We start from the raw sequence: 19,222 nt of genomic DNA on the forward strand, positions 1-19,222 counted from the left end.
GTAAAGGAGTGTTTATTTTGACGTTAGAAGTAAAAGTAGTTGGTACTTTCCAAAGAAATAACGAAAATTTAGCAACTGACCCTAACACTTTTCATTACAAAGATTACATAAAGTTTAATGGAAAAGTTAACTATGCAGTTGCAGCCCTGTGCAGTATAAATATTAATTGTAAATCAGGGATAAAAAATTATGGAATTAGAGTCTTAGCTGGTCCTCATCCTCATGACACTAATGCTGTAGAAGGTGTTGTTATAATAAATGGAGAGTCAGAAGCGGGGGAACAAATCTCTGCTGATGCAGAGTACATTGTTATTGCAGATATTGAAAATTAATTAAGATATAAACACTTTTATAAAATAATTAAATTTATAACAACACATATTTCCACCTGATGATCTAGATGGAAATATGAAGTAGAGTATAAAGGAGTAAATAATTATGCCAAATACCTCTAATGCATTAGGACCGAATAAACAAATGTTACTGGAAGAAAACAAAACTTATGAATTAAATATTCATCCCGGGTATAGAGTTAAACTAATGTTTGGATTTGATGCAGCCAATGAAAATACAATTATTCTATATGATGAAGAATATAATGAATTAGTTAAAAAGGATAATCGAAACTTAGGTAATGAAGATTGGATATCCCAAAAGAATGATGGATCCTCGCCAATTAGATTATTTTTAACAGCATGGAATATTAATCCTAATGATAATTCTATAAAACAAAGCCCCTACAAACAAATTAGTTTATCCAGAGAAAATGCCTATGTTCAGATAGGATTTGAAGATGCAACTGATAATGATTACAATGATGCAGTTGTAATGGCAAAAACGATTATATAAAACCTATTCAAGTTAAACAGAATAGGCTTTGTTCTTTTCTATTTTTCATTTTCAAACGAGATCGCTCAATGTTTTTCTGAACTGTACCTTTCTTAATGTTTAATAACTGAGCGATCTCTTCAAAAGACATATTCTGCACAGTATGCATAATGAAAATGTCAACTTCTCTTTCAGTAAGAACAGAAAGAGCATCTTCAATTCTTTCTTTATCACACTCACTTAGTTCTCCATCAGTTCTCCAACTAATAGCATACTCTTCCGACAATGCATCAATTAACCGAGGGTCAGATAGTATTGTTCTTTTATACACATTTCTACGATCAGCACCACGGCGGGCACCCGGTTCTTTACCACTCTTTAGCCATTCAATTGTATATTCAAGGTCATAAATCATTCCACCGATAATCTTTTTATCGCTCTTATGTTCAGTGGTTAAGAGACTGTCAGTAAGAGCCGATAACTGTCGGTGCATCTTTTTAGCACCTTTCAATGCTCTTTTATATTCAATGATTAAATCTCTCAAAATACTTCCCCCTTTTATTTGCTTTTTAATGCCCCGCCACTGCTTCTTTTATATGTTGGGCGGTAAATGCCCATGAGTTCCTTTATCTCTTCATGTGAAAGCTCCTGCGTGTGATTTTGGGTACATTTGTTCTTAAGAGAACGTTCGTTCTTTTTTAGACATAGATTTACACCTCGTTTTCTTCTTTTCTGAAATATAAAAAAGGGACACCAACCAAACAGCGCTTATGCTGTCATGATCAGTGCCCCCGGCTTTCCGGTAGAACGGTTTTATTTACTTGAACAACTCGCCTTCATTGAAGCTAACACGAGTCACCTTATTGTCATGTGTAACGATTTTTGTTTCACCGTGAGACGGCAGCGGTGCATATCTCGCTTTACCATCAGATAAAACAACGACAATAGGCTCTTTCGTGCCTAAAGTCTCAATATTATCTATAATTTTACTTGGAATGTCTTGTAATCTCAAGTCTTTCATTGCCTCCTTTCACAAGGCTCTATTTGATATATCAACAATCGCTTTAAAGATTGGGTAAATTTGTTGCGGTACAACAGCGTTGCCTAATCCTTTAATTCTGTCCACCCGATCGGGAACCCCATGAGCCACTCTACCCACGTTGGGTTCAGCTGCCCACCATTGCCCGCCGTCATTTGTTTTCTCTCGGTTTCTGTGATCACGCCTTTTGTTTGAAGGTCGATCATCGTCTGAAATGATCCTGTCCCTCCGCACATCCCCTTTGTTCTTGGCGTAGGCCACAACGAAGGTTCGCATTCTTTCATGCGGGGCTTCGACGGCGACAGCCGGTATAAGGAACGTTTGGACTTCGTAATCTGCACTTTCCAAGTCAAGTACCGTGCGGTCGAGTTCCATGTTTGCGAAGTTAGCAACGTTTTCACCAACAACCCAAATGGGTCTGAGTTCTTTGATGATCCTAAACATTTCTGGCCAGAGGTCGCGGTCATCTTCCGTGCCTCTTCGCTTCCCGGCAATACTGTAAGGCTGGCAAGGGAATCCTCCTGAAATAATGTCAATTGTTCCATTAGGTTCAATCACTCCTTTGTCTTCAAAAAGTTGTCTATTCAAGGTGCGTACATCATCAAAGACAGGAACGTTCGGGAAATTTTGATTCAGTAGTTTTTGACAATAGGGTTCACGCTCACAGAAAGCGATAGTTTCAATGCCAGCCCATTCTGCAGCAAGCGCAATTCCTCCGATTCCTGCGAATAGCTCTATACTTTTCATTGCGTTAACTCCAAATCCTTTAGGGTATTTTTAGTGATTATATAAGACTCTTATTTCACATTTATTATTGATAAAGCTGAAAACAATCCGAACACGATATAAAAGATAAGTAGCCGATTCCTCATTTACTTCACCCTTGTTATACGGTTTACATCATCAATATTCATTTGATGATCAGCCTCCCGCACAACTGCGGCGAATGATTCAATACCCGTATCCCAAAGTCCATGACGCTCAATGATTTCGGAAAATTCCTCCACATCATGCTCTCGAATTCCCCAACTATCAGGATCATCGGCCGGCCCGTACACAGTAATCCAATTCCTCGGATCTTTCGGGTCCGGTTCTTCCGTTTTGGTACGTGTAAAATGACAAAGTTCATGATCGACCAGGGTGGCACGCTGTTTCTTGTTCATTGCCTTCCAGGCTTCCTTATTTACAAATACGAAAAGCATGTAATCAGTCATATGGCGTTCAAAGGCCGTACATTTTTTCGCTTTTCCCGCCCATTTGCTGCTACCTTCTCGAATATAAAAACCAATGTGCCCTATCGCATCTTTTAAATGTGGGTGGTGTTCATCAATTAAACTTTTAGCCAGCTGCCGCACCTCGTGTGATTCTTCAAAACCTACAAACGCCATTTTTATTTTCCCCTTTCAATCAATTGTTTTTTGAATATTTCGTCTAGTTCATCTAGTGATAGCTCATACAACTGTCGACCATCAGGCGTTTTAAAATATCCCATTTTAAGCAGCTGCGCTTTGATTTCATCCTTTTTTCGCTCAAGATAAAGGGCCTTCATTAATTCATTCACATCAAGCCCCCCTTTAGTAATTCACGGGCCATATAATGAAAGTGATGATAGATATAGTTTCCGGTCGCACTTGGATTAATAAAAACCGTTGAGAAATTGTAACGAACCTCAAATGTCTTTAAGCTGCCTAACAACGATTTCGGTTCATATTTTGAACGATATTTCCCGTTGAGTATCTTTTGATACCCTTCCAGGTCTTCCACAAGAAGAGTGAAAGGGTTTTTTGATGCACGAATCAATTCATTTTCAAACCTGGAACGATCCTTAATGGATTGAACAAGCTCGTCAACTCCGTTTTTCCTTTCGATAGCAGCGTTTAAATACATATCTCTATTGATTCCATATGCCTCATTTTTGGGAATCATTGCGGAATAGTCGCCCGTCTTCATCCCTTTGAACTTGATTGATACGTTCTTTTTGCGGAGATAGTCAAGAACATGTTGATTCTTCTGTTCTCTCGTATCCACAATAATGACCATGCTGCCTAAAATTTCTTTTAACTCTGTGTCTGAATAGTTGTAATGAATAATAGTCATGATTTATTCCCCTTAAAATAAGACATTGCCCTTTCATAAATTTCTAATGAGAGTTTGTACGTTTCCTCACTTTCAAAATTTGAAACGGAACTGTCAAAGTCTCTCCATCCGTTCTCCCAAAATAAAACGAGCAATCTCGAGACTTTTATCGCTGCCTCCCAATCATGATTAAACCAGTCATCTATTTTTGTATTTAAGTCTTGAGCAAGGCCCATGTAATAATTAATGATCTTATCTATTGTTTGTTTCACATTATGTTCATGATCCGAGTATTCGCCTTTCAAATAACGAATAATTCGTTTCTTGTAAGACTGGACAAATTCCACAAGTTCTTGATAGACGTTTTCGGGATTCTCAATATAAAGATCATTACCATCGAGAACCAAACGAGCGCCCATCATTTCTATATCTGCACAAATTTGTTTCGGGTGCATTTTCCCCACCTCTTTTTAAAAAGGGTTAGTTTTTGGGTTAGTGAGTTAGTTAGGGTTATATATTTTTGTATTAAAGCCCTATATATATATATTTATTTTTTATTAATTAATTTTCATGTGAGAGGAACATATAAAAAAACTAACCCTTACTAACCCTATATTGTTTTTCCAATGAAAAATATCATCTAAAACCCTTATATACCAATGCTTAGAGCTTCTTTCTTGTCATCGGCGTTACGTTATTTTTTGTTGTTGGTTCACTAACCCCTTTACTAACCCTTTCATCAAAATTAAGATGACCTTGTAATTTTTGTAAGCCAATTCCGATGAAAAACAATTTATTTTTTGCTCCTGTTTCCTTTTTAAAACCTCTAATCTCGAGTTGACGATAAAAGGCTCTATTTTTAAGTTCTACATCGTCATTTTCATAGCACCAGTTTTTGTATTCCTTATAAATCTCTTTCGACTCAACTTTTGAGGCCGGATGGATCACGCATCTTTCAGCAAGAAACGGCCCTAAAATGTCCATGTCCTCTCGATATCCCTCGGTTGCTTTCCTTATGACTTCCGGTTCCTTGAGCCCTTCCTTCTGCCATTTCAAACAACCCTCAACGGCCCATCTTAGAATACCTGGCATTTCTGCAGCTAGTTTCTGCGGTAGCTTCTTATCTACTTTTTCCTTTGGGATCGTAACTGTAAAAGGAACTAATCGAATGCGCCGCCAAATACCCTCGTCGCTTCCCTTTACGATTGGTTTATGGTTTGTCGTAAAGAACACTTTAAATTCCGGTGTAAACTCAAAATACTCCTGGCGCAAGAAACGTGCGGACATCTTTTCGCCACCGGTGATCTGCTTCACTAATGATTCAGAAAGTTGCTGGCCTTCTTCACTCTCTACAGCCGACACAAAGCGTGCACCATCTAGGCGAGCTATGTCATTATTAATGCTGCTATCATTTTTCTTTTTGATAAATGTATCGCTGTTCGTTTGCCGCCCATAGTCTCCAAGTAGTTGCTGAACAGTATTGATAAACGTTGATTTACCATTACGTCCATTTCCGAACAGGAAGAACATTACTTGTTCAGACGTATCACCCGTTAATGCATAGCCAATAGCCTTTTGCATAAAATTAATAATTTCATAGTTTGGGTTGCCCTCTTCATCTATGAAAATACTTTCTAAAAATGCTTTCCAGTTTGAACAATCCGCATCTTTTTCATAAGCTACTGACGAAATTTTTGTAAAGAGTAAATCCCGATCATGTGGCAAAATTTCACCTGTCTTTAAATTAATCACACCATTTTCACAATTAAACAGATATTTATGAGAATCGAGCTCCTCCTTTTTAACGGCAACCATAGGCCGTGTATCTAAAATCGTATTCATCCGAATATTGCGGCGCTCGCATTTTTTGGCCCAATCGTTCAGCTGCTTTTTTTTGTACCCGTCTTCCGTTGCTTTTGCTTCACCATAAATGGCACGCAATGTTTGAGCAGCTAAAGCCTCAATCTTTCGTTTGCTGTCTTCCTCCCACATCTTCCCGTTCCAAATTAACCATTCAAGCTCATTACAATACCGGATATTTTTTCCGTGATAATAGACAAGCCTTTCAGCATTCCCCAACTCGGTCAAATGGAACACGGGCGGCGTATCTATAATTTCTTCGGTATCCTCAACTTGAGAATTATCAGGATGAGAAATATATACTTCGTAAGGCTGATCCTGCTGTTCTTCCATCAAATCGGATATTGTTTTATGAGTAGAATAAACGGCAGCTGCAATGGTCATTTCTCCATATGTAGCACCATCGGACGAATGTTGCCGATCCCACTTTTCCCGATACAATCCCGTTTCACGAAACATTGAATCCATTTTTGAAGTGTCTTTATCGGTCCAAAATGCCAAGTGGTTACACAAGGCCATATCTGTGGCAGAATGATCCTCGTTTATCAAATGACCATTAAACAAATCTTGAATGCTCTTCCCGTTCTTGCTGTTAAACATCCTTTCCCATATCTCTTTATTAGAAAGATTATTCATATCACGGGATGAAGCAGCAGGTGGGCTAGATGTTTTCGTTTCTTCTTTTTTGTCCTTCAAATATTTATTAAAGAGCTCCTTGAGCTTGTCTGATCGTTCTTCTATGGCCCCTATCCCGAGACTGTTTCCTGTAAAGGTAAAATAGCGCCCGTGTCTATATACTTCTAATCCTAGTTCGGGATTTTTTCTTCCTGTTCCCTGGCCCCGTAACGGAATTTTACCTTTGGCAATAATGTGGACACCTTCTCCACTTGGTGAAAATTCGGTATAGCTGCCTACACTATCAACAATTTCTTGAGCGAATGGCGACAAAACCCCATCCTCCACACAATGGTCAATATCTATGCCTATAAACGGATCATCTTTTGAAAACATGAAGCCGATCCCGTCATAGTCTCGGTTATTATAGAATTTTATAATGGTCGGAAATGTTGACCAGGTTCTTTTATTACTGGATTGTGCCATGCTGCCGTCAATCTGATACGGGACTTTTGTTTTCTTACCGTCACGTTCTTCGGAACGCCATAATATCCATTGAGGGGCGTTTTTGAGCTCTTGCGGTATGTTCTTAAATTCGTACATGTAATAACTCCCCTTTAAAGACAAGGGAGCTATAAACTCCCTCAATTGTGTTTTCTATGATCAAAAAGGTACATCGTCGTCACTGATATTAATTGGATCAGCATTAGGGGCCGATGCTTCGGACAATTTAAACCCTTTGACTTCGGGATATGTTTTCCCGTTATGCTCTCTTTCTCCGACAACTAGACGAACTGGTTTATTTAAGAAAGCATTCGCCCATTCGATATGATCTTTGAATTTCATTCCATTGGGGAAACCTGCGGCTTTTGATGCCTGGTGGAATCTCCACATAGCGTTTTCTGTAACCGTGAAGTTATCATATAAAATTTTCTGCCCCTGACATGGCTGTTCAACATCTGAACGAATTTCATAATCTACGACAAGTCGCTTATTGCCTGACGCTGCTGTTTTTTCTTCAAAATGCATTACTGTTGCTTCATATTCTCCTGGTTTAATTGGTTCAAATGTATCGCCTTTGCTGTGGTCTACTGTGAACATATTTAATTCCTCCAATTTTTTGTTTTATTTGCCGTTTAGTACAGCTACAAGATTTTGAGTAATTGAATCCACTACATGCGGATCGGTGATGTCTTCATTTCGCAAATCATAAATTACACTGTCTATGCCACTATTCAATCTATCAATCTCTGAAATTAACCAGGGCACATCAGATATGGTCGCATGCCCCCGAATCTCTTCGAGTTTTGAATCATTTTTCACTTGGCTCACCTCCAAGTACGCTGTTTAATCTATCAATAGCAGCATTAGCAAGTTTGATATTCCATTGTTCAAGCTTCTGATTCGCTTTGATCTGGAACTCCTCAATCATTTGCGCAGCCTTTTCGTTGCCTTCAATCATCATTTTGATGTGAGTAATCAAGCCGATGCGTTCTGTTTCTTCCTCCGCCATTACGTCAATGCCAAGCTCAAGCCACTGATAAAGTTTGCGGCCGACTTCTGGGTTTAGCTTGATTGAAGATCCTTCAAACATCCGCGTATTGTCTTTTGATGTCTCAGCCATATGATCAATATCAATATTGAAATTGAGCATAAACTCGTATTCCATTTCATCTTTCTGTACAGGTTTTGTTCCAACCTTACGCGGAGCCATTTTTCCGTTATTATCAGGCTCCACTACATACTCCGTTTTTGTTCTCAATGTCGCCAAGATGTGAACGTCATTTTTTGTTAACGTCTTAATGAGTTTGGTTGTTTCCGGCGCAAGTTTGCCCCAGTTTTGAAACGAGTTGCCGGACATGCTGCCATGTGTTTCAACTATTCCGCCTTCACCCTGCCAGTTGTGTGAGAGTGAATCAATTACGACAACTTCGGCACCGGCGTTCTTAATTGCTTCGACTGCCATTTGATATCGTTCTGTCGTATACGGCGGTGTAAAATCAATATGCTTAAAGCTACCGATGCGAATATCATCAAACTGTAAATTAGCGTACAGTTTTGCGCGTCGGTGCTCAGTATCAACGACACCGATCTTTGACCAGATTTCCTCGTCGTTTACTTCTGGATATGCCTCACGCATCATTCCGTAAGCTATCAGAAGGGCGCCGGCCGTCTTACCGGAACCACTCGGACCGATAAAACCCACAATTGCTTTTTCCTTTTGACGCTGCGCGTCTGTTACTTGAAACATCACTTACACCTCCACTTTGAAGCTGACTGTTTCCGGCTGCACTTCTACGCCTGGGACAGCTTGTCCATTTAAATCAATTACGATCGGTTTCCCATCAAGCTCAGTGACAGTCAGTGTCTTTTTGAGATCACCCCATGCCACAGACTCTTTTATAAATTCAGTCATGCCAGCATCTTTCACATGATGCAGAAGTTTTTCCTTGTCCACTTCTTTAGGCGATGCTTTGGTTGTCCGGCTTTTAGATTTCCCATAAGGTGTGGAAAGTGTTTTTGCCTTCGGGTCTTCTTGCAACTGCTTTGTATGATAGACACTCACTAGGTTTTCAAAGAAAGAAAGACTGTCACTTAAAGGCTTAAGCTCCTGCCTTTCCCATTCTTCAATACGTTGCTTTTCTGTTGCTGCCAGCACTTTGATTTCCTTTTCCTGCGACTTGAGAGCAACTATTTTCCGGAAAGCCCAATTAAGGCTGTTCATATCAGTAATTTCAAACTGTGGACGGTCTCCCGGCAGTTCGCCGTTATTAATTTCATTTAGTTCAAAATCCTGTAATGGATTCAAATGAGACACCTTCCTCTAATTGATTTTGTTAAAGGTTCCATTTAAAATGGAACTTGCTTTTGTTTTTTTTAAAGTCCACATTGCAGTGTGGGCTTTTTTGGTTCTATATATATTTTATTCTGTAAATAATGCATAAAAATAGTTCCTAACTTATGTGGTTTTTGGGGTAAAAATTATGTTTTTTATGGTGAATCAACCATAAAACAAAAAATTTTTAAGCAAAATTTATATCATTCAATACTTTTTGTGCTTTAAATTTATTTCATAGGTCTCGTTACATTTGAAATCTTTAAACCTCTATCTTCAAATTTTGATGCGATTTTGTGTAGCGGGACTATATTTTCCGACTGCTCAATCCGTTTAAGTTCCTTACAATTCGTAATAACTGATCCAGCTATCTCAACACATCCGTCAAAATCTTGATCCTTGATGGCATCGCTTAGTAATTCATCAACAAGAAATTGTGTTGATTTAATCAACCTTACTGACTTTTCACAGTCAGCTTTTAAAAATTGATTTAGATCCATATTTCTTCTCCTTTCCAATCATTGGTATAATGTTATTATCTGTTTAAATAGGTGGTGAAACTATGAAACTGAATCATGATTGTGTTAGATTGCTAATGCTTGAATTTGAAGAAAACCTAGGTCTCAATGATGATATCTGTTTAAGAGATATTAAATCTTCTAAAATCGCAGACAAGTTTGGTCAAGATGAAACAATTTACTGTGTCACTAAACTAATTGAAAATGAATACCTTATAGGTTCTATCCAAAGAGGCGATGGTGAGATATGGGACATTGTTGTTTCTTCAATTTCCTTCTCCGGACATGAATTTTTGGACAATATAAGAGACGATGGTATTTGGAAAGACACTAAAGCGAAAATTTCCCAACTTGCTAGTGTGTCATTACCTACTGTGTCTCAAGTCGCAGCTGCGTTTATTAAGTCTAGAATTGGCCTCTAGGTTTGCTTGTTCTGTTCTTCAATGAATAGGGCTAAGTCTTTCAAAAACTTATCGAATTTTTCAACACCTGAATTCCGACTGATAAATAAGAATTCAACACTCAGTGTGCTTTTTAGATTATCAGTTGGATTTTCACTGATTCTTTGCTGTTTAATTCCATAACTAGAAATACCAATACGTCGAAAAAGTTTAGACTCAACCTCTGTTGCCGCAGGGGTTGTTTTATTTTGTTTGTCGCTCATTTCGTCACCTCCTTTTGATCTACAATTTCCTTCTCTCCCTTTAATTGTTTAGTTTGATTTTTTCAACGACCTCAATATGCTTTTTAATCCAATCAAGCACCATGTCTCGTGGAAACAATATTCTTTCGCCAACTTTGAACTTTGGAAAGTCTGGTCTATTAATCACGTGAACATCAAGCGTTTGAGAGCTGACATTAAATATATGTTTAGCTAGCTGAGCTTTACTGATCATGTAAGGAAGTTCATTTTCTTGTTTATGGTCTTCTATAATTGAAGCAGCAACTTCCTGAAGCAAATCATAGAGATTATTTCTAAATGAATCAGAATCTGCTTTCATTGTTAATTCAAACAATTCTTGTTCCCCCTTACGAAGCACGCTCTTCTCGTTCAATTATTGGCAGAATGCTTTGTTGCTTTAAAAGTTCGTAAATGAACAATCTTCCTTTTTGAGTCCACTTTGTTTGTACTTTAGATTTTTCAGCATCAATAACGTGAGTATGAGTTTGTGTGTACCCCTTATCTTGATGCTTTGCATACAAGAGCCATATGTCCCCCTGCTTGTACTGCACGCCTAATTCATGAAGCAACTTGTTCAATTTTATAGCACTCATACCATAGTCCTTTGCAATTTTGGAAACTGAAAGAAGTGACTTATTTTGCAGAACCATATCGTAATAAGATGCTTTGGGCTGACATTCATTAACCTGTTGCATAAGAATTAAGTTTTGTGTTTCTAGTTGTTCATTTTTCTCAACTTGACTGACTAATTGCAACAAAGCTTCTTTATAACTAGTTGGCAGTCTATATATATCTTTCAAAGAATAATAATCGTCTACAAGAATTTCATAAGCATCCCAAGCTAGATTAGAATTTAAAGACTTTGCATGTAGCCAAGCACCTTTTTCTGTCCAAAGGTATAGTTTAGATACTCTTTCGACTGATACGGTATTTCCGTATTGCTGTCCAAATGACTTTAACTCGTTTCCTTGAAGTAAGAAAAAGTGCTTCCCTTCTTTGTAACGCTGTTTATTTGAATTGAAATTTTCAGATATTCTTCTATGACTCGTTCCATAAGCTTTAGCTATTTGTGCTGTAGTTAAGACTCTTTGATTGTTTTTAACCAATATTGATAAATCCATTTTTTACTCCCTCCTCCATAACGGATAATTTAATTATCCAAAATGATAAAAAAATAGAAACTCATTGACTAGTGCGATTAAATTATCTATAATCCAAATATGGATAATTTAATTATCGCTATCGACATACTTAAGAGACGTATTACAAAAGTAATCCGGAAATAATTCCTCTGCCGGTTGATCAAAATAATAACATAATCTAAACATTAGATCTCTGCCAGGAGTAAATGTTCCATTTTCAATCATACGCAGATAGACAGTTGAAATACCGTTTTCTTTTGCCACATACTCTTGTGTGCCTTTTGCTTTGCGGCACTTAGAAAAGTATTGGCGTTTTTTGGTCACTTTATCCACCACCTTCCTTTCGGTAGTTCTGATTATAATGGATAATTTAATTATCCGTCAACCCCGATTGGAAAATTTTTTTCTGGAGGGCGATTATGAGTTTAGGTACAAATCTAAAAAAGCTTAGATCACAAAGAGGATTGAGCCAGTACCAAGTTGCAGATAAGTTAGATATTCAACGTGGGAGATATAATTCATGGGAGAATGATATAGCAAAACCTAGTGTTGAAATGTTAAAGAAGATAGCTGATTTTTATAATGTAGGTGTTGATTTTCTTCTTGACATAGAAAAAAATGAACCCACATTAAATGAATTTGATGAAGAAGTAAGAACAATCGCGAGAGATATAAACAGTTTGAATAACGGACAAAAGGATGCTTTAAAAGCACTAATAAAAACAATGCAACAACGTGGAAAAGAAGCGATGGATGAATGAAATTCCCTAAAAAAGCTCGGTACACTAAAGTGATGCAGAAAGTCAGTTATTTTTTTGCTAATGAAAATATCTCTGACTTTCCAATAGATCCATTCCAAATAATTAAAAGAAATAAATGGGGATTAATTTCGTATTCTGAATTAGCTGAAATACATGAAATGAGCATTCCTGAAATTATAGAGGCATTTCAAAGTAAGGATGGTTACACTATTTATGATGGGGTAAACCACACAATTGCTTATAACGATACAATTATGATACCAGGAAGAATCCGTTTTACTTTAATGCATGAAATAGGCCATATATATATGAATCACCTTGTTGAACTCGAAGAAACTATACTTAGAAGAAGTAAAATGACTGAATCAAAGTATAGAGTATTAGAAAACGAGGTGAACTCATTTGCTAGAAATGTACTAGCCCCTGCTGTATTAATTAAACACTTAGACATAAAAACAGAAACTGAATTAATTAACTATTTCAAAATATCTAAGGGAGCTGCAAAAGTAAGATTAAAATCATTAAGTTTTGATTTATACAATACATTTATGCCAATGATTAATCTTCAATTAAAATGTTTTAGTAAGTTTATCTCAACTATAAAAAATTCAATGTTTTGTCGTAATTGTACTCATTCTTTTGTTAATAAATCATCAAAACATTGTCCTATTTGCGGAAATAACAAAATTATAAATAAAAAGGAGAATACAGAATTGATATATAGTGGTTATCAATTAGACAAAAACGGAAGATCAATTATTTGTCCTAAATGCGAAAACGAACAAGTAAATCACGAAGGTGATATATGTAAAATTTGTAATACATATTTAATTAACAAATGTATCGAGACATATCATACAGACGACAGTGGATGGAATTTTTCTCAAAAAAGTTGTGAATCAATACTTGACGGTAATGCTCGGTATTGTTCAAAGTGTGGTAACGAATCTACATTCTATCGTCAAGGACTACTGCAAGACTGGAATATAGAAAAACAAAATCACCAAAATAATCAAAACCCATTTCCTTTTACAGTTACTTATAAAAATTCCTAAAACATATTTGGGAGGTAAACTATGGCCACATTCAGAAAGAGAGGAGACAAGTGGGAATATCGTATTTCCTTTAAGGATCCTTTCACACTCAAATACAAAGTAAAATCAAAAAGTGGTTTTAAAACAAAAAAAGAAGCTCAGCAAGCTGCAACAGAACAAGAAAAGCAAATAGCAGCAGGATTCGAGTTGGACACAAGCACCATGTCACTCGAAAAATTTCTGATCAATTGGCTACATGAATACAAAAAAGACACCGTTAGAAAGAATACATATGAACTCCACGAACGAAACATCATGAATCATATCCTTCCCTACTTCAAAAATATCAAAATTACAGATATTAAGCCGATTATGTATCAAAAATTCTTAAACTATTTAACCAGTCAAGGTTATAGCAAGCGTACTGTGGAAATCATACACGGTACGATGTTTAATGCTTTCAGCAAGGCTGTCATTATAGGTAAACTCACAAAAAACCCTTGCTATGGGGCAACTGTGTCTAATAAAAATAGCAAGAAAAAAAACGTTCTGGAATATATGCTTTCTGAGGATATTCCAAAATTTCTTCAGGAAGCATATAAATACAACTATATTTACTATATCTTTTTTAGATCACTCATAGAAACCGGTATGCGTAAAGGTGAAGCTGCTGCTCTACAATGGACAAATATTAATCTAAGAGAAAATTACATAGACATTACTAACACCTTAGATTTCTCTGCAAAATCATCTGAGGAACTATTTGGAGAAACTAAAACATATGAATCCAAACGAAGAATATTAATTAGCTCTTCCCTCTCCGCTGCTTTGCAAAAACATAAGAAGTGGCAATTTGAAAACAAACAAATGTTACAGGATAATTATAAGCATGATCTCAATTTGGTGTTTTGCAGAGTTGACGGAAACTTTCTGCCAAAGTCTACTCTTTTTAATGCTTTTAATCGTATCTTAAAAAGATCTAATATTGATAAAATGCCAATTCATGCTTTACGCCATACACATGCTGTTCTCCTTTTAGAGTCAGGGGCTGACATGAAATACATCCAAGAACGATTAGGTCACAAAAGCATGATGGTGACAGCAGATGTTTATTCACACATTAGTAAGAAACTTGACCAAAATCGAATTAAGGATTACGAGAATTACGTCTCATCAATTGTGGAGTTAAATTCATAACTTCAAATTTTTTTGGTCATATTTTGGTCAAGGACCAAAAATATTGTTCCGTTCATTTTTTGACCAAAATAAAAACCCCCTGAAACCATTGGCTCCAAGGGGTTTTCTTTATTAGTACTGAGACATATACTGATCGCGTTCCCATGGGTGTACTTGGGTGCGGAACATATCCCATTCGATTTCTTTTGATTCGATGAAGTGCTCGAATAGGTGATCGCCTAGTGCGTTAATCATGACTTCGTTTGATTTTAGCAGCTCGAGTGCTTCTGCAAGTGTTGCAGGAAGGTCAGCGATGCCGTTTTCAAGGCGCTCTTCTTTGTCCATGACATAGATGTTTCTGTCGATTGGTGCTGGTGCTTCTAGTTTGTTTTTGATTCCGTCTAGACCTGCTGCAAGTAATACGCTTAGTGCAAGGTATGGGTTTGCAGATGGGTCTACGCTGCGCACTTCTACGCGTGTGCTGATGCCGCGTGATGCTGGGATACGGATCAATGGGCTGCGGTTTTGTGCACTCCATGCCACATAGCAAGGTGCTTCATAGCCAGGTACAAGACGCTTGTAAGAGTTTACAGTTGGGTTTGTGACCGCTGTAAAGCTTGTTGCGTGCTTGACGATACCTGCGATAAAGTGTCTAGCAGTCTCGCTTAATTGTAAATCTGCTTTTTCATCAAAGAATGCGTTTTTGCCATTTTTGAATAATGATAGGTTACAGTGCATACCAGATCCGTTTACACCGAACAATGGTTTTGGCATGAATGTCGCATGAAGACCATGCTTTCTCGCGATGGTTTTGACAACGAGTTTGAACGTTTGAATGTCATCACAAGAACGGATCGCGCCTGCATATTTGAAGTCAATTTCATGCTGCCCTGGTGCTACTTCGTGGTGAGATGCTTCAATTTCAAAGCCCATTTCTTCAAGCTCAAGTACGATATCACGACGGCAGTTTTCGCCTAGATCTGTTGGTGCAAGATCAAAGTATCCGCCTTTATCGTTTAGTTCAAGCGTTGGCTCGCCTTTTTCATCTAATTTAAATAAGAAGAATTCTGGCTCAGGTCCAAGGTTGAAATCACTAAATCCTAGTTCTTCCATTTCCTTTAAAATACGCTTTAAGTTGTTACGCGGGTCTCCATCAAATGGTGTCCCGTCTGGCTTATAAATGTCACAAATAAAGCGTGCAACTTTACCTTTTTCTGCTGTCCAAGGGAAAATAACAAATGTGTTTAGATCTGGGTATAGGTACATATCTGATTCTTCGATACGTACGAATCCTTCAATAGATGAACCGTCAAACATACATTTGTTATCGAGAGCTTTTTCTAACTGGCTCACAGGAATCTCAACATTTTTAATCGTTCCGAGAATGTCTGTAAATTGCAGACGGATGTACTTTACGTTTTCCTCATTTACTAATTTTACGATATCTTCTCTTGTGTACTTTGCCATTTCGTAAAACTCCTCCCCTACAAAAGGTAAAATGTGTATAGCAATGCTTTTGCTAATTGGTTAACGGAAGAACCTTGACATATCCCCCTGCCTAAAGGTCGTTCCTTGTTGGAAACGTCCAGCCTGAATGAGTTCCTTCTTCAGTAGCTTCCTGAGTTCATCATCTGTCAAGTTGTGCTTAGCTGCAGCTTTTTCATCCGTCTTTGTATCAGACGATGGATTTTCTGCCTCAGCTTTGGCAAAGAGCTTTTTGATCCCTGCCATGTTTACACCTTGTTCGATGAGGTTTTTAATTTCTAGTAATTTATCAACATCATGAAAAGAAAATAATCGGCGGTTTCCATCACTTCTTGCTGGAAATACTAAACCATTTTCCTCATAATAGCGAATTTGTCTTGCAGATAATTCTGTTAGCTGCATGACAATCCCAATTGGGAATAAAGGCATTGAGCGGCGAATGTTATCACTCATCTCAACTGTCTCCTCCTCTTTGCTTAAATTTATTATATGTCATGTTATATTATGTGTCAACAAGATGTTAGGAATATTAACATGGAATTTTTTATCGAGCAGGCACTTCAATAAAACCTTGTTCCAATAAGGCATCGACAGCACTGCAAATCGCATTTTTCACATGGGCATACGTGAGTCCGCCTTGAACATAGGCAGTATAAGGCGGTCTGATCGGACCATCGGCTGATAATTCGATACTGGCTCCTTGTACAAACGTGCCCGCTGCCATAATGACATCGTCCTCGTAGCCCGGCATATAGCTTGCATGTGGTGTGACGTGACTGTTAATCGGAGATGCATACTGGATTGCCTGACAGAACGCAATCATTTTTTTAGGATCTCCAAATTCGACTGATTGAATCAAATCCGTTCTTTTCGCATTCCACGCTGGGTTTGTTTGGAATCCGAGCTTCTCAAGAAAACGAGCCGTAAATACTGCGCCTTTTAAGCTTTGAGCTACAACATGCGGCGCCAAGAAAAAGCCTTGATACATTTCTTGGAGCGCATACAGCGATGCACCCGCTTCACTGCCGATGCCTGGAGAAGTCATTCGATAAGAGCAAGCTTCTACCCATTTTTCTTTTCCAACGATGTAGCCGCCTGTTTTGGCAAGGCCTCCGCCTGGGTTTTTAATTAGTGAACCGGCCATGAGATCAGCTCCGACATGACATGGCTCTTGCAATTCAGTAAATTCACCATAACAGTTATCTACAAATACAATGATTTCTTCATTAATCTCTTTCACAAATGAAATCATTTGCTCAATTTCTTCTATAGTAAAGGATGGTCTTGACGCATAGCCTTTTGAACGCTGGATACCGATCACTTTTGTTTTAGTGGAAATCGCCTCTTTTACTTTGTCGTAATCGACGGATCCATCTTGACGCAAATCAATGGCTTTGTAGTCAATCTGGAAGTCTTTTAATGAGCCTGTCCCTTCTTTGCCGCGAATCCCGACAATTTCTTCTAGCGTATCGTATGGTTTTCCCGTCATGTAGATCAGTTCATCGCCAGGTCTCAGCACACCAAATAAGGCAATAGAAATTGCGTGTGTCCCGGAAATAATTTGCGGACGCACAAGGCCGCTTTCTCCTCCGAAAACATCCGCATAAATCTTTTCTAATGTGTCTCTTCCCATATCATCGTAGCCATATCCAGTCGTCGGATTAAAGTGAGAGTCACTGACTTTGTGCTTTCGATAGCTTTCAAGCACCCGCCACTCATTTTGTTCACTCTTTTGATCAATTTGCTGATGCACGTGTAAAATCTCTTGTTCTGTTTCTGCTGCTGCTTTTTCTAAAATACTGCCGTGTTTTAATGTGTGAAACATCTTGATTTAATTCCTTTCCAACATATACTTCTTGATTTGACCTAAAATGGTCTGATCCTCACCACTAAATCCGGTGATATCATAAATCTCTGCTTCTTTTTGAAATTCTAGTGATTCCACAAGCGTTTCTGATTTTAATGCGGAGATGAGCTTCCCTTCATACGCTGGAATCTTCACATGATATGGCTTTAAAAAGGCTTTTTTCAGCTCAGCCATAATATCCGCTTTTAACCTTTTCACATCTTCTTTGCGTCTAGCACTGATTATTATGTGGCGATGCTTTGTAGATGGGATGAAATCTGGTCTGATTTGATCTTCCTTGTTATAAACAGTCAACATCGGAATACGGTCCGCTTCTAATTCTTCTAAAAGCTCATGAACCGTTCGTTCGTGCCCTTCATAATCCTCATTAGAAGAGTCGATGACATGAAGCAAATAATCGGCTTCCTTCACTTCTTCAAGGGTGGAACGAAATGCGGCAATCAGTGTGGTCGGAAGGTCTTGGATAAAGCCAACTGTATCTGAAATCAGCACACTGTAGCCAGATTCTAATGTCATCTTACGTGTCATTGGATCAAGTGTCGCAAATAGCAAATCCTCTTCATGACTATCCGCTTCTGTTAATTGATTAAACAAAGTTGATTTTCCGGCATTCGTATACCCGACAATGGCAATTTGGAACACACCATTTTTCTTTCGGCGTTCCCGGTATCTTGTTCGGTGTTCTTTGACTGCAGATAACTGCCCGTTAATTTCGTGAATGCGGTTTCGAATATGACGTCTATCTGTTTCCAGTTTTGTTTCACCTGGACCTCTTGCGCCAATTCCGCCCCCTTGTCTTGAGAGGCTGATCCCTTGTCCACTTAGTCTCGGCAGGGCATACTGAAGCTGGGCAAGCTCTATTTGCAGCTTCCCCTCTCTTGTACGGGCTCTTTTCGCAAAGATATCTAAAATCAATTGCGTACGGTCAATAATTTTCACATCTAAAGCAGTCGCCAAAGCTTTTAGCTGGCTTGGAGAAAGCTCGTCGTTAAAAATAATGACATCGCATTCGAATTCCTCGCAAAGCACTTCAAGTTCTTCTACTTTCCCTTTACCGATATACGTTGCACTGTCTTGTCTATTTCTCTTCTGCGTCATCACGCTGACAGCTTCACCGCCAGCCGTTTTAGTTAAGGAAGCTAATTCTTCCATTGAGTATTGAAAGCGTTCATCCGTTACATGCGGCAATTGGCAGCCGACTAGGATCGCTTTTTCAGTCATTTCATGTTCATTCAACGTCAGTTGTTTCCTTTCTGTACTTAAGTTTTCAGTAGTACCATCATACCAAACACATCACACGTAT

The 19,222-nt window shown here is 38.1% G+C and carries 27 protein-coding genes; 6 read left to right on the forward strand and 21 right to left on the reverse strand.

The genetic code is table 11. The annotated features are described in order from the left end of the window. Positions 1-17 precede the first annotated feature (17 nt). On the forward strand, positions 18-332 hold the full coding sequence (locus JVX94_RS05700) for a hypothetical protein (RefSeq protein ID WP_205184882.1): 315 nt from the start codon (positions 18-20) through the stop codon (positions 330-332). A gap of 106 nt (positions 333-438) precedes the next feature. Continuing rightward, on the forward strand, positions 439-849 hold the full coding sequence (locus JVX94_RS05705; protein ID WP_205184884.1) for a DUF4114 domain-containing protein: 411 nt from the start codon (positions 439-441) through the stop codon (positions 847-849). A gap of 7 nt (positions 850-856) precedes the next feature. Here the strand turns inward: JVX94_RS05705 and JVX94_RS05710 are convergent, their stop codons facing one another. From JVX94_RS05710 to JVX94_RS05770, 13 genes are all read right to left on the reverse strand, one after another. Further along, a complete protein-coding gene (locus JVX94_RS05710) occupies positions 857-1,372 on the reverse strand; it encodes a sigma-70 family RNA polymerase sigma factor (RefSeq protein WP_205184885.1) in 516 nt (171 codons plus the stop codon). 273 nt (positions 1,373-1,645) lie between these two features. After that, positions 1,646-1,840 (reverse strand): XtrA/YqaO family protein, encoded by a 195-nt coding sequence (locus JVX94_RS05715; protein ID WP_481748187.1) that lies wholly within the window; start codon positions 1,838-1,840, stop codon positions 1,646-1,648. 18 nt (positions 1,841-1,858) lie between these two features. Continuing rightward, a complete protein-coding gene (locus JVX94_RS05720; RefSeq protein ID WP_205184888.1) occupies positions 1,859-2,614 on the reverse strand; it encodes a DNA cytosine methyltransferase in 756 nt (251 codons plus the stop codon). Positions 2,615-2,739: 125 nt separating this feature from the next. Then, positions 2,740-3,255 (reverse strand): putative metallopeptidase, encoded by a 516-nt coding sequence (locus tag JVX94_RS05725; RefSeq protein WP_205184890.1) that lies wholly within the window; start codon positions 3,253-3,255, stop codon positions 2,740-2,742. A gap of 2 nt (positions 3,256-3,257) precedes the next feature. Beyond that, positions 3,258-3,428, reverse strand: a complete 171-nt coding sequence (gene fbpA, locus JVX94_RS05730; RefSeq protein ID WP_073206640.1) for a Fur-regulated basic protein FbpA — start codon at positions 3,426-3,428, stop codon at positions 3,258-3,260. Then, positions 3,425-3,964, reverse strand: a complete 540-nt coding sequence (locus tag JVX94_RS05735; RefSeq protein WP_034319962.1) for an ERCC4 domain-containing protein — start codon at positions 3,962-3,964, stop codon at positions 3,425-3,427. Before JVX94_RS05735 ends, fbpA begins: the two co-directional genes overlap by 4 nt. Further along, positions 3,961-4,398, reverse strand: a complete 438-nt coding sequence (locus JVX94_RS05740; protein ID WP_205184892.1) for a hypothetical protein — start codon at positions 4,396-4,398, stop codon at positions 3,961-3,963. The genes JVX94_RS05735 and JVX94_RS05740 overlap by 4 nt, the downstream gene beginning before the upstream one ends. Before the next feature lie 208 nt (positions 4,399-4,606). Further along, a complete protein-coding gene (locus JVX94_RS05745; protein WP_205184893.1) occupies positions 4,607-7,021 on the reverse strand; it encodes a phage/plasmid primase, P4 family in 2,415 nt (804 codons plus the stop codon). 60 nt (positions 7,022-7,081) lie between these two features. After that, the gene (locus tag JVX94_RS05750; protein WP_205184895.1) at positions 7,082-7,519 is read right to left on the reverse strand and encodes a DUF669 domain-containing protein; all 438 of its coding nucleotides are present in this window, start codon (positions 7,517-7,519) and stop codon (positions 7,082-7,084) included. 24 nt (positions 7,520-7,543) lie between these two features. Next, positions 7,544-7,741, reverse strand: coding sequence for a hypothetical protein (locus JVX94_RS05755; RefSeq protein ID WP_019260095.1), 198 nt, complete (start codon positions 7,739-7,741; stop codon positions 7,544-7,546). Next, a complete protein-coding gene (locus JVX94_RS05760; protein ID WP_205184899.1) occupies positions 7,731-8,669 on the reverse strand; it encodes an AAA family ATPase in 939 nt (312 codons plus the stop codon). Before JVX94_RS05760 ends, JVX94_RS05755 begins: the two co-directional genes overlap by 11 nt. Positions 8,670-8,672: 3 nt before the next feature. Continuing rightward, a complete protein-coding gene (locus tag JVX94_RS05765) occupies positions 8,673-9,227 on the reverse strand; it encodes a host-nuclease inhibitor Gam family protein (protein ID WP_205184902.1) in 555 nt (184 codons plus the stop codon). Positions 9,228-9,484: 257 nt separating this feature from the next. Beyond that, positions 9,485-9,754 (reverse strand): YqaH family protein, encoded by a 270-nt coding sequence (locus JVX94_RS05770; RefSeq protein WP_202734473.1) that lies wholly within the window; start codon positions 9,752-9,754, stop codon positions 9,485-9,487. A 62-nt stretch (positions 9,755-9,816) separates the two neighbouring features. Here JVX94_RS05770 and JVX94_RS05775 point away from each other — a divergent pair, with 62 nt between their 5' ends. Then, on the forward strand, positions 9,817-10,194 hold the full coding sequence (locus JVX94_RS05775; RefSeq protein WP_202734474.1) for a DUF2513 domain-containing protein: 378 nt from the start codon (positions 9,817-9,819) through the stop codon (positions 10,192-10,194). Here the strand turns inward: JVX94_RS05775 and JVX94_RS05780 are convergent. From JVX94_RS05780 to JVX94_RS05800, 4 genes are all read right to left on the reverse strand, one after another. Continuing rightward, positions 10,191-10,436 carry a hypothetical protein gene (locus JVX94_RS05780; protein WP_205184905.1) on the reverse strand — a complete coding sequence of 82 codons (246 nt, stop codon included), beginning with the start codon at positions 10,434-10,436 and terminating at the stop codon, positions 10,191-10,193. The two genes, JVX94_RS05775 and JVX94_RS05780, sit on opposite strands and share 4 nt — an antisense overlap. A 40-nt stretch (positions 10,437-10,476) precedes the next feature. Continuing rightward, on the reverse strand, positions 10,477-10,788 hold the full coding sequence (locus JVX94_RS05785; protein WP_106072732.1) for a MerR family transcriptional regulator: 312 nt from the start codon (positions 10,786-10,788) through the stop codon (positions 10,477-10,479). Between the two features lie 13 nt (positions 10,789-10,801). Then, positions 10,802-11,575 (reverse strand): phage antirepressor KilAC domain-containing protein, encoded by a 774-nt coding sequence (locus JVX94_RS19555; protein WP_240193806.1) that lies wholly within the window; start codon positions 11,573-11,575, stop codon positions 10,802-10,804. 108 nt (positions 11,576-11,683) lie between these two features. Next, complete coding sequence (locus JVX94_RS05800) at positions 11,684-11,920, reverse strand: helix-turn-helix transcriptional regulator (protein ID WP_202734476.1); 237 nt, start codon at positions 11,918-11,920, stop codon at positions 11,684-11,686. Between the two features lie 95 nt (positions 11,921-12,015). On the opposite strand from JVX94_RS05800, the gene JVX94_RS05805 reads away from it, so the two are divergent. Genes JVX94_RS05805 through JVX94_RS05815 form a run of 3 tightly spaced genes read left to right on the forward strand, consistent with a single transcriptional unit; the run spans position 12,016 to position 14,588 of the window. After that, positions 12,016-12,357 (forward strand): helix-turn-helix domain-containing protein, encoded by a 342-nt coding sequence (locus JVX94_RS05805; RefSeq protein WP_202734477.1) that lies wholly within the window; start codon positions 12,016-12,018, stop codon positions 12,355-12,357. Further along, a complete protein-coding gene (locus tag JVX94_RS05810) occupies positions 12,354-13,412 on the forward strand; it encodes an ImmA/IrrE family metallo-endopeptidase (protein ID WP_202734478.1) in 1,059 nt (352 codons plus the stop codon). Before JVX94_RS05805 ends, JVX94_RS05810 begins: the two co-directional genes overlap by 4 nt. 21 nt (positions 13,413-13,433) lie before the next feature. Beyond that, the gene (locus JVX94_RS05815; RefSeq protein WP_205184906.1) at positions 13,434-14,588 is read left to right on the forward strand and encodes a site-specific integrase; all 1,155 of its coding nucleotides are present in this window, start codon (positions 13,434-13,436) and stop codon (positions 14,586-14,588) included. 111 nt (positions 14,589-14,699) lie between these two features. On the opposite strand, the gene glnA is transcribed toward JVX94_RS05815, so the two are convergent. From glnA to hflX, 4 genes are all read right to left on the reverse strand, one after another. Further along, positions 14,700-16,034: a type I glutamate--ammonia ligase gene (gene glnA / locus JVX94_RS05820; RefSeq protein ID WP_025093273.1), complete on the reverse strand. Its 1,335-nt coding sequence runs from the start codon at positions 16,032-16,034 to the stop codon at positions 14,700-14,702. A 60-nt stretch (positions 16,035-16,094) separates the two neighbouring features. Beyond that, a complete protein-coding gene (locus JVX94_RS05825; protein WP_095408575.1) occupies positions 16,095-16,505 on the reverse strand; it encodes a MerR family transcriptional regulator in 411 nt (136 codons plus the stop codon). Between the two features lie 91 nt (positions 16,506-16,596). Further along, a complete protein-coding gene (locus JVX94_RS05830) occupies positions 16,597-17,877 on the reverse strand; it encodes a methionine gamma-lyase family protein (RefSeq protein ID WP_205184908.1) in 1,281 nt (426 codons plus the stop codon). A gap of 6 nt (positions 17,878-17,883) precedes the next feature. After that, on the reverse strand, positions 17,884-19,155 hold the full coding sequence (gene hflX, locus JVX94_RS05835; protein ID WP_144470588.1) for a GTPase HflX: 1,272 nt from the start codon (positions 19,153-19,155) through the stop codon (positions 17,884-17,886). Positions 19,156-19,222 lie beyond the last annotated feature (67 nt).

The organism is Bacillus sp. PDNC022, from assembly GCF_016919285.1.
Taxonomy (GTDB): domain Bacteria; phylum Bacillota; class Bacilli; order Bacillales; family Bacillaceae; genus Bacillus; species Bacillus safensis.

What these genes read in the sequence shown, in the direction of transcription:
- JVX94_RS05705 (WP_205184884.1), top strand. Translation starts at nt 439, where the DNA reads ATGCCAAATACCTCTAATGCATTAGGACCGAATAAACAAATGTTACTG.
- JVX94_RS05720 (WP_205184888.1), bottom strand. Translation starts at nt 2,614, where the DNA reads ATGAAAAGTATAGAGCTATTCGCAGGAATCGGAGGAATTGCGCTTGCT.
- JVX94_RS05725 (WP_205184890.1), bottom strand. Translation starts at nt 3,255, where the DNA reads ATGGCGTTTGTAGGTTTTGAAGAATCACACGAGGTGCGGCAGCTGGCT.
- JVX94_RS05735 (WP_034319962.1), bottom strand. Translation starts at nt 3,964, where the DNA reads ATGACTATTATTCATTACAACTATTCAGACACAGAGTTAAAAGAAATT.
- JVX94_RS05740 (WP_205184892.1), bottom strand. Translation starts at nt 4,398, where the DNA reads ATGCACCCGAAACAAATTTGTGCAGATATAGAAATGATGGGCGCTCGT.
- JVX94_RS05745 (WP_205184893.1), bottom strand. Translation starts at nt 7,021, where the DNA reads ATGTACGAATTTAAGAACATACCGCAAGAGCTCAAAAACGCCCCTCAA.
- JVX94_RS05750 (WP_205184895.1), bottom strand. Translation starts at nt 7,519, where the DNA reads ATGTTCACAGTAGACCACAGCAAAGGCGATACATTTGAACCAATTAAA.
- JVX94_RS05760 (WP_205184899.1), bottom strand. Translation starts at nt 8,669, where the DNA reads ATGTTTCAAGTAACAGACGCGCAGCGTCAAAAGGAAAAAGCAATTGTG.
- JVX94_RS05770 (WP_202734473.1), bottom strand. Translation starts at nt 9,754, where the DNA reads ATGGATCTAAATCAATTTTTAAAAGCTGACTGTGAAAAGTCAGTAAGG.
- JVX94_RS05775 (WP_202734474.1), top strand. Translation starts at nt 9,817, where the DNA reads ATGAAACTGAATCATGATTGTGTTAGATTGCTAATGCTTGAATTTGAA.
- JVX94_RS05780 (WP_205184905.1), bottom strand. Translation starts at nt 10,436, where the DNA reads ATGAGCGACAAACAAAATAAAACAACCCCTGCGGCAACAGAGGTTGAG.
- JVX94_RS19555 (WP_240193806.1), bottom strand. Translation starts at nt 11,575, where the DNA reads ATGGATTTATCAATATTGGTTAAAAACAATCAAAGAGTCTTAACTACA.
- JVX94_RS05805 (WP_202734477.1), top strand. Translation starts at nt 12,016, where the DNA reads ATGAGTTTAGGTACAAATCTAAAAAAGCTTAGATCACAAAGAGGATTG.
- JVX94_RS05810 (WP_202734478.1), top strand. Translation starts at nt 12,354, where the DNA reads ATGAAATTCCCTAAAAAAGCTCGGTACACTAAAGTGATGCAGAAAGTC.
- JVX94_RS05815 (WP_205184906.1), top strand. Translation starts at nt 13,434, where the DNA reads ATGGCCACATTCAGAAAGAGAGGAGACAAGTGGGAATATCGTATTTCC.
- glnA (WP_025093273.1), bottom strand. Translation starts at nt 16,034, where the DNA reads ATGGCAAAGTACACAAGAGAAGATATCGTAAAATTAGTAAATGAGGAA.
- JVX94_RS05825 (WP_095408575.1), bottom strand. Translation starts at nt 16,505, where the DNA reads ATGAGTGATAACATTCGCCGCTCAATGCCTTTATTCCCAATTGGGATT.
- JVX94_RS05830 (WP_205184908.1), bottom strand. Translation starts at nt 17,877, where the DNA reads ATGTTTCACACATTAAAACACGGCAGTATTTTAGAAAAAGCAGCAGCA.